Source organism: Arthrobacter sp. P1_H7, assembly GCF_056405215.1.
On record NZ_JBFUCO010000012.1, the window covers coordinates 141,890 to 154,752 of the forward strand.

At 69.5% G+C, this 12,863-nt stretch carries 11 protein-coding genes; 3 read left to right on the top strand and 8 right to left on the bottom strand.

What is annotated here, in order from left to right; genetic code table 11:
• Positions 1-92 precede the first annotated feature (92 nt).
• Positions 93-803 carry a phosphatase PAP2 family protein gene (locus tag AC1DXI_RS13980; protein WP_476939142.1) on the top strand — a complete coding sequence of 237 codons (711 nt, stop codon included), beginning with the start codon at positions 93-95 and terminating at the stop codon, positions 801-803.
• Here AC1DXI_RS13980 and AC1DXI_RS13985 read toward each other — a convergent pair.
• From AC1DXI_RS13985 to AC1DXI_RS14015, 7 genes are all read right to left on the bottom strand, one after another.
• On the bottom strand, positions 756-2,708 hold the full coding sequence (locus tag AC1DXI_RS13985; RefSeq protein ID WP_476939143.1) for a glycogen debranching N-terminal domain-containing protein: 1,953 nt from the start codon (positions 2,706-2,708) through the stop codon (positions 756-758). The two genes, AC1DXI_RS13980 and AC1DXI_RS13985, sit on opposite strands and share 48 nt — an antisense overlap.
• Before the next feature lie 164 nt (positions 2,709-2,872).
• Positions 2,873-3,910 (bottom strand): LLM class flavin-dependent oxidoreductase, encoded by a 1,038-nt coding sequence (locus AC1DXI_RS13990; protein WP_476939144.1) that lies wholly within the window; start codon positions 3,908-3,910, stop codon positions 2,873-2,875.
• 129 nt (positions 3,911-4,039) lie between these two features.
• Complete coding sequence (locus AC1DXI_RS13995) at positions 4,040-4,321, bottom strand: DNA gyrase subunit A (RefSeq protein ID WP_476939145.1); 282 nt, start codon at positions 4,319-4,321, stop codon at positions 4,040-4,042.
• A gap of 195 nt (positions 4,322-4,516) precedes the next feature.
• A complete protein-coding gene (locus AC1DXI_RS14000; protein ID WP_476939146.1) occupies positions 4,517-5,707 on the bottom strand; it encodes an ABC transporter ATP-binding protein in 1,191 nt (396 codons plus the stop codon).
• Positions 5,704-7,203, bottom strand: a complete 1,500-nt coding sequence (locus AC1DXI_RS14005) for an ABC transporter permease (RefSeq protein WP_026539259.1) — start codon at positions 7,201-7,203, stop codon at positions 5,704-5,706. The genes AC1DXI_RS14000 and AC1DXI_RS14005 overlap by 4 nt, the downstream gene beginning before the upstream one ends.
• 110 nt (positions 7,204-7,313) lie before the next feature.
• On the bottom strand, positions 7,314-8,369 hold the full coding sequence (locus AC1DXI_RS14010) for an iron ABC transporter substrate-binding protein (protein WP_026539258.1): 1,056 nt from the start codon (positions 8,367-8,369) through the stop codon (positions 7,314-7,316).
• A gap of 180 nt (positions 8,370-8,549) precedes the next feature.
• Positions 8,550-9,740 carry a glycoside hydrolase family 76 protein gene (locus tag AC1DXI_RS14015; protein WP_476939147.1) on the bottom strand — a complete coding sequence of 397 codons (1,191 nt, stop codon included), beginning with the start codon at positions 9,738-9,740 and terminating at the stop codon, positions 8,550-8,552.
• Between the two features lie 194 nt (positions 9,741-9,934).
• Between AC1DXI_RS14015 and AC1DXI_RS14020 the strand changes: the two genes are divergently transcribed.
• Together AC1DXI_RS14020 and AC1DXI_RS14025 are read left to right on the top strand one after the other, a co-directional pair.
• Positions 9,935-10,747 carry an SDR family NAD(P)-dependent oxidoreductase gene (locus AC1DXI_RS14020; protein ID WP_476939148.1) on the top strand — a complete coding sequence of 271 codons (813 nt, stop codon included), beginning with the start codon at positions 9,935-9,937 and terminating at the stop codon, positions 10,745-10,747.
• Between the two features lie 26 nt (positions 10,748-10,773).
• Positions 10,774-11,967, top strand: coding sequence for an acyl-CoA dehydrogenase family protein (locus tag AC1DXI_RS14025; RefSeq protein WP_476939149.1), 1,194 nt, complete (start codon positions 10,774-10,776; stop codon positions 11,965-11,967).
• Between the two features lie 21 nt (positions 11,968-11,988).
• On the opposite strand, the gene AC1DXI_RS14030 is transcribed toward AC1DXI_RS14025, so the two are convergent.
• Positions 11,989-12,849 carry a DUF1684 domain-containing protein gene (locus tag AC1DXI_RS14030; protein WP_476939150.1) on the bottom strand — a complete coding sequence of 287 codons (861 nt, stop codon included), beginning with the start codon at positions 12,847-12,849 and terminating at the stop codon, positions 11,989-11,991.
• Between the last annotated feature and the right edge of the window lie 14 nt (positions 12,850-12,863).

Below are 12,863 nucleotides of genomic sequence, written 5' to 3' on the forward strand. Positions count from 1 at the left end.
GCCGGTGGCAGAATGAGGCGATGCTCCTTGCCCAGCGTGCTCCGCGACCCCCTGCCCGCCTGCCGCTTCCATCCCAGCGGCAACTTTTCTTCGTGGCTGCGGGCATGCTGATCGCCGGGGAGGCGATCTTCTGGACCGTGCTCGCCGCCGTGCAGTCGAACAGCGGCGTGGCCGACCTGGACGCGCCAGTGCACGACGGGCTCGTGGCGTCCCGGGACCCCCTGGCCACCGCCGTCCTGGCGGCCGTCACCACGGTGACGTCGCCGCTGTGGATGACGGTGATCGGCTGCGCCGTGGCACTGGCCTGGGCGGTCTTCAAGCGTGAAGTCTGGCGGCCCGCCCTGCTGGTCGGCGCCATGGCGGCGACCTTCGCGGTGTCCACGCTGGTCAAGCACGACGTCGGCCGGAGCCGGCCCGCCGCCAGCGGCTTCATGCTGGGACCGGACGACGCCCTGTCCTTTCCCTCCGGCCATACTTTCGGGGCCGGCGTCTTCCTGTGCGTCCTCAGTTACCTGCTGCTGGCGGCCCGCGGCACGCGGACGGGCAAACGGTCGACGTCGGTGCCCGGCCTCGCGGCAGCGACTGCCGGGACACTGGTGGTCGCCTTCAGCTGCCTGTACCTGGGGTACCACTGGTTGACCGACGTGCTCGCCTCCATGGGCCTGGCGCTCGCCGTAACCGGCGCCGTCATCCTGGCCGACGGGCTGCGCGCCGCCGCGGCCCCGTCCGGGGAACCCGCAGCGGCAGCGGGAGCGTCAGAGCCCGACGCCCATCGCCTGGGCGATCACCACCGCCGAAGCTGAAGACCACGCCTGCGGGTGGCAGGACGCCGGATACGGTACCGCGACGCCCGAGTCTTCGGCCCGCACCCCGGCGAAGACCTCCGGCAACCGGTGCCCGAAGGAGGCCGCCGCCACGAGAAGGCCGTCGGCGAGGGTGCGTGCCTCGGCGATGAAACCGTCGGCCAGGAGGCCGCGGATCGCGATGGCGGTGTCGTGGCTCCAGACCGAGCCGCAGTGGTAGCTGAAGGGCCAAAACCCTGCGGCCCGCCGCGAAATCGTGTGCACGCCGTAGCCGGAGAACAGCTCGGGGCTCACCAGCCGGTCCGCGACGATCCGGGCTTCGGCCTCGTCCAGGATGCCCGTACCCAGCAGGTGTCCCATGTTCGAGCCCGGGATGTCCAAGGGGACCCCGTGCCCGTCCAGGGCCATGGCGGGGAACGGCCCGCCGTCGTCCTCAACCCAGAAGCGCTCCCGGAACCGGAGCCGGAGGGCCGCGGCGAAGTCGCGCAGCGCCTGAGCGCCCGGTTCCCCGAACGCGTCGAACAGTTCGGCCGTCTCCATGGCTGCCTGGTACGCGTAGGCCTGCACCTCGGACAGGGCGATCGGCCCCTCGGCCTGCCGGCCGTCGCGGAACTGCATGGCGTCGCGGGAATCCTTCCAGCCCTGGTTGCTCAGGCCGTGGCCCGTGGAGTCACGGTAGCTGAGGAACCCGCCGTTGCCGGCTGCGCCGTCCGCTGAACCGTTCGCTGCGCCGTCCGTTCCGGTGGCGCCGGCGGCGAGCAGCCATTCCGCGGCGCGTGCCGCGTTCGGCAGCAGCGCACGGATGGCGTCCTCGTCCCGGCCGGTGCGCCAGAGTTCCCCGAGCAGGCAAAGCCACAGCGGGGTCGAATCCACGGCCCCGAAGTACACCGGCGGCAGGCGCAGGTTCTGGCTCTCCAGCACCAGTTCCTTGGACCGCAGCTCGTGCAGGATCTTGCCGGGTTCCTCGGCGGCCGCCGCGTCCGTCCGGGTGCCCTGGAAAGCCGCCAGCGCGCGCAGGGTGCCCGCCGCCAGCCCGTTGTCCGGGCCGCTGTCCAAGGGCAGCAGCAGCCGCGCCGCCCACAGCGAATCCCGCCCGAACAGCGTGAAGTACCACGGCGCCCCGGCGGCGATGAACGGGGCGTCCGGCAGCTGGCGGGTCGCCAGCCGGAGCCCGGCCACGTCATCGAGGGAGTTATCCAGAAGCTGGCCCAGGGCCCCCACCGGCCCGGTCCGCGGGGGCCGGGCCGCGGGCGGGCGGGCAGCCACCACGGCGTCGTCATGGTCGGTCAGGACGGCCTGCCATTCGGCCTCGAACGGCCGGCCCCGGCCTAGGGTTCCGCGCCAGGCGAGGTGGCCTTGCGGGGTGACGGCGCCGGCGGCCGCGACCGCCAGGGTCTTGCCGCCCTCCTGCCAGCGCAGCGTGGACCCATCGGCGGAGACCGGCCCGGACACGTCACGGAAGCGGCTGAGCCGGATCTGGGCCATGTCGGTGAAGTCGGCGGCGAGCTCGACGTCGACTTCGACGTCGAGGGAATCCAGGGAGGTGCGCAGCTGCAGGGTGTGCCGCACCAGACCCGGTGTCACAGTCCAGGTCTGGAGGAGCTCGACGGCGGGATCCTCCGTGGGTCCCGGGATGCCCCGGACCAGTCCCCGGACGCGCAGGACGCCGCCGGGCTCGGTCTCGACGGCCGCTGGTTCGGGTTCCAGGCCGTTGACGCGGACGAGCGCCCGGCAGAGCATCCGGGTGTCGCCGTGGAGCAGCCCGGTGAACCCGGCCGGCTCAGCAGGGTCGCCGGCGCCGGGCGGTTTGACCTCGCCGGCCAGGCGGCCGTCAGGATCGAGCCACAGCTGGGTGGGGGCGGCAACGGAGCAGTGTTGGCGGTGCAGGCCTGGCTGAACAGTCATCCGCCTACCCTATGCCGGGCACTGGGCGGTCTCAATGCGCCACAGCCCGCTGCCGACCGCCTAAGAGGTCATGGCGTCGGCCGCCGGCGGCCAGAAGGTCCGCCTGCTGCCGGGCGGCCGAAATTAACCGCGACCGCAGTGCCCGGGGAATCTGTCGCGAGGGGTCAGCGCCAGCCCAGCTGCGGCGCCACATACTTCAGGATCGACTCGATGACGTGGGCGTTGTAGTCGACACCGAGCTGGTTCGGGACGGTGAGCAGCAGGGTGTCTGCCGCGGCGATCGCCTCGTCCTCGGCCAGCTTCGCGGCCAGCTCGTCCGGGGCACCGGCGTAGGAGCGGCCAAAGATCGCGCGCGTTTTCTCGTCGATGTTGCCCACCTGGTCGGAGCTGTGGCGGTCGCGGGCGAAGTATTGCCAGTCGCGCTCGTCCGTCAGCGCGAAGATGCTGCGGCTGACCGAGACGCGCGGCTCCCGCTCGTGCCCCGCCTCCTTCCAGGCCTGCCGGTAGTGCTCGATCTGCTCGGCCTGCTGGACGTGGAAGGGCTTGCCGCTCTCATCATCCTTAAGCGTGGAGCTCTGCAGGTTCATGCCGAGCTTCGCCGCCCAGATGGCCGTGGCGTTCGAGCCGGACCCCCACCAGATGCGCTCGCGCAGGCCCTCCGCGTGCGGCTCCACGCGCAGCAGGCCCGGAGGGTTCGGGAACATCGGGCGGGGGCTCGGCGCCGCGAAGCCCTTGCCAGTGAGCACCTCGAGCAGACGTTCGGTGTGCCTGCGGCCCATGTCGGCGTCCGACTCGCCCTCGGCGGGGGCGAAGCCGAAGTAACGCCACCCGTCGATGACCTGCTCGGGGGAACCCCTGCTGATGCCCAGCTGCAGCCGGCCGCCCGAGATCAGGTCGGCCGCGCCGGCGTCCTCCGCCATGTAGAGCGGGTTCTCGTAGCGCATGTCGATCACGCCGGTGCCGATCTCGATGCGGCTTGTACGGGCCCCGATCGCAGCGAGCAGCGGGAACGGTGAGGCGTATTGCTGCGCGAAATGGTGGACTCGGAAGTAGGCGCCGTCCGCACCCAGCTCCTCGGCCGCGACCGCGAGGTCGATCGCCTGCAACAGCGCGTCCGACGCGGTGCGCGTGCCGGAATCCGGGTGGTCGGTCCAATGGCCGAAGGACAGGAATCCGATGTTCTTCACACCGGAAACGAACATGGTGGCGGCGGTTCTTATTCCCGCGGGGCCTCAGCCCCGCCCCTCGCACGGCACGGGCCGCCATGTCCGCCGGGGCGACGAGACGCCTCGTATCCCTAGGGTTGTGAGACAACCCTGCATAACAACGCTCTATGGCTCCCCGCCAGACGACAGGCTCGATCTGATGTCTTCCGCTTGAGCAGCCAAAGCCCGGCGCTGTTCGCGAGTGAACCTGCTGACTTGCGTGTCCAGGATTGCCCGGCAGGACATTTCGTCCAGCTCCAAGAGTTCCATCAGACGACGGATCGCTTCGTCTGGGTCCTCTGAATCCTCGACCACGTGGAAGACTTCCTCCCGCCGATCCATCGCCTTCACGATGGCGCCCACGATTCTCAGGGTGTCCTCCGCACGCCTCCGCTGCTCCGCATTCATGCTGCGATTCTTCCATGCACGTCTATTGCCGGAGGCGGGGACCGCCGAGGGCGGCGCCGCGCACGTAATGTGCAGGCGGATCGACTATCGGACGCAAGCTCCGGATGTATGTCGCTCGTGGGTTGGGCCTAGCTGTGAGCGATGACGATGCCAGGCTCGTTGACCTGTACGACCACGACTCCCTAAAGCAGCGGACTATTGGGACTGCTGCTCATCCATCGGAAACGCGACGGCCTCGCCCACCACGCGAAGCCGCAGCTCCGTGCCGGGGCGGGCGATCGAGGCGTTCCAGTGCCGGATGGTGATGATTTCCCCGCCGCCGGGGTAGCGGTGGTCCGGGATGGCGCCGGCGGCGAGGACCGGCGGGACGGGGAGTTGGAGCCGCACCGTGGTCTCGGGGCCGAAGTAGTCCGTGTCCACCACCGTGCCGCGGATGGGGCCGTCCTCGGAAATGCGGATCTGCTCAGGCCGCAGCATCAGCTGGACCCGGCCCTGGGCCGGCGGGCGGCGCACGGGGATCCCGCCGAGCGAACACGTGGCCAGGGAACCTTCCATCCATGCATCCAGGATCACGGCGTCGCCCAGGAACTCGGCGGTGGCACGGTCCGCCGGGCGCGTGTAGACGACGAACGGGTTGCCGATCTGGGCCAGCTTGCCGCCGCGCATCACGGCCACCTGGTCGGCGAAGGACAGCGCCTCGGCCTGGTCATGCGTGACGAGGATCGTGGTGACGCCGGCGTCCTTCAGGACCTGGGCCACGGCGCGGCGGGTGGCCACGCGCAGGCCCGCGTCCAGGGCGGAGAAGGGCTCGTCCAGCAGCATGAGCGCGGGCTTGCGGGCCAGCGCCCGGGCCAGGGCGACCCGCTGCTGCTGGCCGCCGGAGAGCTGGTGCGGGCGGCGCTTGGCCATCGCCGGGTCCAGGGAAACCATTTCCAGCAACTCGCCCACCCGAGCCTTGACCCCGCGGCGCCCGCCAGGGAGCTGCGCGGCGTCCAGTCCGAAGGAGATGTTCTGCCCGACCGTCAGATGCGGGAACAAGGCGCCGTCCTGGGCGACGTAGCCGACGTGCCGCTTGTGGGCCGGGACCCAGGCGTTCTCCCCGGCCACCTTGATCCCGTTGAGCGAGATGCTGCCGGTGTCCGGGTGTTCGAAGCCGGCAATCAGGCGCAGGAGCGTGGTCTTGCCGGAGCCGGAGGGTCCCACGATCGCCGTCGTCCCGCCCTTGGCGACGGAGAGGTTGACGCCCTTGAGGACGGCCTGGGGCCCAAAGTTTTTGGTGACCGCGTCGATTTCCAGGTGGCTGTTGGTGCTGGTGGCCACGGAAGCCGCGACCCGCGGCTCGGGGAGACGGGAGGGGGCCTCACGCGACGGGTAGATATCGGTCACTGTCCGGCTACTTTCTTGGACTGCTGGAAGAGGAGATAGGTCATGGGTGCCGAGATCAGGATCATCAGCAGCGCATAGGGGGCGGCGCCAGCGTAGTCGATCTCGCTGCTCTTGCTCCAGAACTCCGTGGCGAGGGTGCGGGTCCCGTTGGGCGAGAGCAGGAGGGTGGCGGTGAGCTCGTTGACAATCCCCAGGAACACCAGGGCCGCGCCGCCTGCCGCGGCGGGGGCCGTGAGGCGCAGCGTCACGCGCAGGAAGGCCAGCAGCGGCGGCTTGCCGAGCACCTGGGCGGCCTCGTCGAGTTCCTTCGGTGCCTGGGACAGCCCCGAGCGGATGTTCACGAGGGCCCGGGGGAGGAACAGCAGCACGTAGGCCGCGATGAGCAGCGCTGAGGTCTGGTACATGCTGGGAACCATCCGGATGCTCACGGTCACGAAGGCCAGGCCCACCACGATCCCGGGCATGGAGCTGGTGATGTAGTTGGACAGCTCCAGGGACTTGCTGAACCAGCCGGGACGCCGCACGGCCAAATAAGCCATGGGGAACGCGACCACGGTGGTGGCGACGGCCGCCGCGAGGCCGTAGGCCAAGGTCTGCAGGAGGGCCGGCATGAATTCTTCGGCAGCCCAGATTTCCGGGCCGCCGGCGACGATCCAGCGCAGCACAAACGTCAGCGGCAGCCCGAAAGCCAGCCCGGTGAGGGCGATCAGGGACAGCTGGGCGGGGAGCTGGTAGGCGTGCAAGGGCAGGCGCAAGGCGCGCGCCTGGGCCCCGGAGCCGATCCTCGCGTACCGGGCGCTGCCGCGGCTGCGGACCTCCACGAGCAGCAGGATGAGGCAGAGGAACACCAGGACACTGGCCAGCATGTTCCCGGCGGTGCCGTTGAACGTGGACTGGTACTGCACCATGATCGCGGTAGTGAAGGTGTCGAAGCGGATCATCGCGAAGGCCCCGTATTCGGCCAGCAGGTGCAGGGCGACCAGCAGTCCGCCGCCGGTCATGGCGATGCGCAGCTGCGGGAGCACCACGCGGAAGAACGCGCGCCAGGCGCCGAGGCCGAGGGAGGCGGCGGACTGTTCGATCGCCGGATCCAGGCGGCTGAGCGTCGCGGCGGCCGGGATGTACACGAGGGGGAAATAGGACAGGGTGGCGATCAGGACCCCGGACCACAGCCCGCCGAGGGACGGCACGGCGGAAACCCACGCGTAGCTGTTGACGAACGCGGGGATGGCCAGCGGGGCGGCGAGCAGCACGGCCCACCACTTCCGGCCCACAAGGCTGGTGCGTTCGACGAGCCACGCGCCGCCGACGCCCAGGACCAGGCACAGCGGCACGGTCACCACGGTCAGCAGCACCGTGTTCAGCAGGAGTTCTCCCACGCGCGGGCGGATGATCAGGGCCATGGCGGTGTCCCAGCCGGTGGAGGCTGTCATGAAGACCACGTAGGCCAGGGGCACCAGGGAAAACAGGGCGATCAGGACCGCGATGATGGACACCACAGAGACGCCGAAAGGCGGGCGGGGGCGTTTGCCCCTGCCCGCCGTCGTCGTGTCAGTCGTCAAATCCGCAGAGGGATCGGGGACCGCCAGCTTGTTAGTCACTGCTGCTACAGCAGTCCTGCCTGGGTCATCAGTTCGGTGACCTTGGCGGAATTGAGTTTGGCGGGATCCACGGTGGGGGCCTGCAACTCCTTGAGCGGAACCAGCTTGTCGTTGGACGGGACGTCCGAGCCGACGGCGTATTCGAAGGAGGTGCCCTTCTGGAGCACTTCCTGGCCCTTCTTGCCGGTGATGAACTTCAGGAAGGACTGGGCCGCTGCGGCGTTCTTCGAGGACTTCAGCACGCCGCCGCCAGAGATGGAGACGAAGGCGCCCGGGTCCTGGTTCTTGAAGTAGAACGGCGTGACGTTGTTGGAGTTCTCGCCGGTCTTGGCCTGGTCGCCGTAGTAGTAGTAGTGGTAGATCAGGGCGGCGTCGACTTCGCCGGCGTTGACGGCCTTCATGGCCGTGCTGTTGCCCTTGTACGGCTTGGAGTTTTCCTTCATGCCCTTGAGCCATGCCTCAGTGGCGGCTTCGCCCTTGAGTTCCAGCAGGGCCGAGACGATCGCCTGGAAGTCGGCGCCGGACGGCGAGGCGGCCCACTTGCCCTTCCACTCGGGGTTGGCCAGGTCCAGCATGGACTTGGGCAGCTTGTCGTCGCTGATCTTGTTCTTGTCGTAGACCAGCACGGTGGAACGGGCCGCGATGCCGGTCCACTTGTTGGTGGAGGGGCGGAATTCGGCGGGGACCTGGTCCACGGTGGCCTTGTCCACATCCGCGAAGAGGCCGGCGTTTTCCACCTGGGCCATGGCGGGGGAGTTCTCGGTGAGGAAGACGTCCGCCGGTGAGGCCTGGCCTTCCTGGACGATCTGGTTGGACATCTCGGTGTCGTCGCCCTGGCGCACCGTCACCTTGATGCCGGTTTCGGCGGTGAAGGCGTCGATCCACTCTTTGGTCAGGGATTCGTGCTGGGCGTTATAGACCGTGATCTCGCCGGCGGAGGAGCCGTTGCCGGCTGCGCTGCTGCCGGCCGGGGCGGAGGAACCGGAGCCGCAGGCGGCCAGGCCCAGGGCGGCAGTGGCGGCCAGGGCGATGCCCGCCAGCGCGTTGGTGCGGATCTTCATGGGGCTACTTTCTTCAAGGAAGTCGTCGTAGTGCCCTGCCCCCCGTGAGCGGGGAAGTTAGGGCATGCTCACTAAGAAAGACTGTAGGTTAGCCAAACCTAAGCGACCAACCTGAGGCTGGTTTAAGTGATGAGGATCACATGAATTACGATACTGTTGCGTGACGTAATTGTCGCCAGGTTACGGGGCGAGCGCAGGGACGATCGATGCGGCCGCCTCCAGCACCATCCAGGCCTGGAGCTGCGTGGAGAGTTCGACGGCGGCGCCTTCCGGGTAGCTGCGGCGTGCCGGCGCGTCGGTGCGGTCGGAGAAGACCAGATGGCTGCCGGGGCGGGCGAGGCGGTCGTGCGCGGGGAGGATCCGGCGGCCTTCCCAGAGGGCCTCGGCCGTATCGTTCACGAGTGCCGCCGCCGTGGCCCGGGTTTCGGCCGGGAGGCGTTCGTCGACGGCGGCGAGGGCCAGGTAGCGGACGAGGATCCCGGTGAAGAGTCCGCCGTCGCCGGTTCCCTCGCAGCGCAGCACCGCGGCGGTGCGGCCCAGCAGCGGTGCCGGCTGCGTCAGGTTGCGCGCCACGGCATCGACCAATGCGGCCGCGCGCCCGAGGTTCGACTCGCCCCCGAGTTCGAGCAGGGCGCCGAGGACAGGTCCCTGGTTATAGGTGTAGATCGTCTCTTCCAGCACCGCGTCGCCCGTCCCGGAAATCCGCAGGCCGTCGCGGTAGAGGCCCTGTTCGGGCTCGTAAAGCCTGGCGTCCAGCCAGTCCAGCAGGGACTGCGCCTTGGCCCGGTTGCCGGTCCGCGCGTAGTAGAGGGCCACGGGTGCGGTTGCGGGTGTGTTCTTGAAGTCGCGCTTCGTGCTCCAAAACGTGCCGCCGCCCAGGTCGTCCGTGGAGGCGGAGTCGAACTGCAGGGTCAGGCTCTGCAGGACCTTGGCGTTGCGCCCCCGGCCGGTGTGCTTGCGGGTATCCTCGGCGAGCTTGTCCAGCCGGAGTGTGGCAAGGGCCAGCCAGGCCATGTCGTCGTAGTAGTTGTTGACCACCGTGAGGAAATTGCGCAGCCGGATGCCCGTGACGAGCCGGGAGGCGAGCCGGCCGGCGCTGGGCCGGTTCTCGCCGTCGAACTTGGCCCCCGGATTCCCGGGGGATCCCAGTTCCCGGCGGCCGGCGTCCACGAGGCAGTCCAGGTAGTGTGCCTGCCACCAGTAGTGCCAGGGCCGGGAGAGGTTCTCCAGCCGGCCCGAGGGCCGGAGGATCGCGGCGATGTGGGTGCCGGGCAGGAAGAAGAGCCGCTGCCCGAAGAGCCTGGTCACCGAGCGGGCGGCCTCGTCCGCGCGGAAGGACCAGTTGGGGGCGGAGGCGTCGGCTCGGGTCATGGCTCCAGCCTAATCGCGGGAGCCCGTCCGGACCGCGACCGTGACCGCGCCTCCGGCGGGTGCGGCCCAAAGGTGCGCATTGGCCGCATTCCAGTTAACATTCACTAACTAATGTTCCCCGCGGGCCGCCTCTGCAGGCACCGCCCGCGTCGAGGCTTCGCGGCCGGGGTTCGGTTCCACATCAAGGAGGATGGATGGACATCAAGGGTACTGTCGCGCTGATCACGGGCGGGGCCTCCGGTCTCGGAGCGGCCACGGCCAGGCGCCTGTTCGACGCCGGCGCGTCGGTGGTGCTCGTGGACCTGCCGGGTTCCGCCGGGGATGCCTTTGCCGCCGAACTGACCGCATCAGCCGCTGCCGGCGCTGCCGCCGGGGACGGGCGCAGCGCCGTCTTTGTCCCTGCCGACGTCACGGACGAGGCGCAGGTACAGGCCGCCGTCGACGCCGCTGCCGCCCTCGGCGCGCTGCGCATCGTGGTCAACTGCGCCGGGATCGCGACCCCCGGCAAGGTCCTGGGCCGCGACGGCGTGCTCCCGCTGGAGGCCTTCAACCGCGTCATCCAGATCAACCTGGTGGGCACCTTCAACGTGATCCGCCTCGCCGCGGCTGCCATGGCAGCCAGCGAGCCCGCCGCCACGGACCTCGGCGGCCCCGAACGCGGCGTCATCATCAACACCGCCTCCGTTGCCGCGTTCGACGGCCAGATCGGCCAGCCCGCCTACGCCGCCTCCAAGGGGGCCGTCGCCGCCATGACGTTGCCGATTGCCCGCGAACTCGCGCGCTCGCTGATCCGGGTGGTCACCATCGCGCCGGGCATTTTCGAGACCCCCATGATGGCCGGCCTGCCGCAGGAGGCGCAGGACTCCCTGGGCCAGCAGGTGCCGCACCCCTCGCGGCTGGGGCGGCCGGCCGAATACGCGAACCTCGCCGCGCACATTGTGGAGAACGCCATGCTCAACGGCGAGACGATCCGCCTCGACGGTGCCATCCGGATGGGCCCGAAATGACCGCGACAGGGCCGGCCGCACCGACAGTGTCTACACCGCCTGCGGCGGGGCTGCCCACGGCGGACTTCTTCGATTACGAGGCCCTGCTCAGCACGGCGGAGCGGGCCAAACTGGCGCAGCTGCGCGAGTTCCTGGCCGCCGAGGTCGCCCCTTTCGCCACGGACTGGTGGAACAAGGCCGAATTCCCGGCTCACATCCTGCCCAAGCTGGCCGCCCTGGAGCTCAGCGCCCCGGCCCAGCGCGGCTACAGCAACCTGTTCGCCGGGATCGTCATCGCCGAGATGACCCGAGTGGACACCTCGCTCGCCACATTCTTCCTGGTCCACCATGACCTCTTCGTGGAATCGCTCTACGGCTTTGGCTCCGAGGAGCAAAAGGCGCGCCTGCTCGAGGACGCGGCAAACCTGCGCACCACCGGCGCCTTTGCCCTCACCGAACCGGACCACGGCTCGGACGTTGCCGGCGGGATGGAAACCCGGGCCCGGCGGGTCCCAGGCGGCGCGGCCGGCGGCGACGCCTGGGTGCTCAACGGCGCCAAGCGCTGGATCGGCAACGGGACGTTCTGCGACTACATGCTGGTCTGGGCCCGGGACGAGGCCGACGGCGGCATCCGCGGCTTCATCGTGGACGCCACCTTGCCGGGCGTGAGCCGGAGCCGGATCGAGAACAAGATTGCCCTGCGCACGGTGCAGAACGCTGACATCGTCTTCACCGACGTCCGGGTGGCCGAAGCGGACCGCTTCGCCGGGATCAGCAGCTTCGAGGACACCAACGAGCTCCTGCGCGGTTCCCGGATCATGGTGGCCTGGCAGAGCGTGGGGCAGCAGCTCGCGGCGTTCGACGTCGCCCGGCAGTACGCCGTCGAACGCCAGCAGTTCGGCCGCCCGCTGGCCAAGTTCCAGCTGGTCCAGCAGCAGCTGGTGACCATGCTCGGCAACGCCGTGGCCAGCATGGGCATGATGGTCCGGATCGCCCAGCTGCAGGACGCCGGCGCCGCGGACATGCCGCAGGTGGCCCTCGCAAAGTCCTACGTCAGCGCCCGGATGCGCGAAACCGTGGCGATGGGCCGGTCCCTGCTGGGCGGCAACGGGATCGTCACCGACTACCGGATGGCCAAGATCTTCTCTGACGCCGAGGCGATCTACACCTACGAGGGCTCGTTCGAGATCAACACCCTGATCACGGGACGCGCCGTCACCGGGGTGTCCGCGATCGTCTAGAAGTCCGTTTATGAAGACCGCTTAGAAGAGGCCGGGTTCCTTCTCGCCGGCCTCGATCTTCGCATCGAGGCTGTTGTTCCGCACCGGCATGGGGCAGGTGCCGTACGGGGTGAAGGCGCTGGGGTAGTTGATGGCCCGGTTGAAGTCCAGGATGACGGAGCCATCTGGCCGCGGCCTTGCCGTGGAGACCTTCCGCCACTCATCCGTACTTTCCCCGTTGGTCTCGTCGTGGAACGTCACCGTCAGGGCGCCGAGCTGCTCCTCCTCGGCCTGCAGGTGGAACTCGTGGTCCGTGCCGGGCAGCCGGAAGACCAGCTCGCCGACCGAGCGGTGGACCCCGTCCACGAGCGGGTTGGCCGTGCCGATCGGGACATCCACGGGCTCGGGATAGGGCATGAACCGGGCCTCGATGACCAAGTCCGGGCGGAAGTCGAAGGTGGGCACGCCGTCGAACTCCGTGAACACCGGCGACTGGGAGTCGCGTGTGCGGATGGCGTACTTGTCCGCCCGCATGGCGAGCTCCACCACCACCTGGCGGCCGTCGTCGCCGCCGTACTGGACCCACATCAGTGATTCCTCGTCGGCGAGCACGGCGCTGATGGTCCCGTCCACGGGTTCGCCGGTTTCCACGAGGGTCAGACCGTCGGACGCGACGGCGGTGAGGACCGCCGCGGTGCCGTCCGTGGACCAGAGGCCGGGGGCGAGCTCGACGGCGGCCGGCTCGCCTTCGAGCCACTGGAAGGAGGTCAGCGTGAGCCAGCCGTGCTCGCTGGCGAGGGCCGTGTTGCGGCTGTTCCGGAAGCGCTGCCAGCGGGCCAGCTGCGGGTTCTGCGCTGTATCGGGTGTGGGCTTCGAACCAGTGCCGGGTTCAGGCGTGGTCATGGGCACCTCCAGGG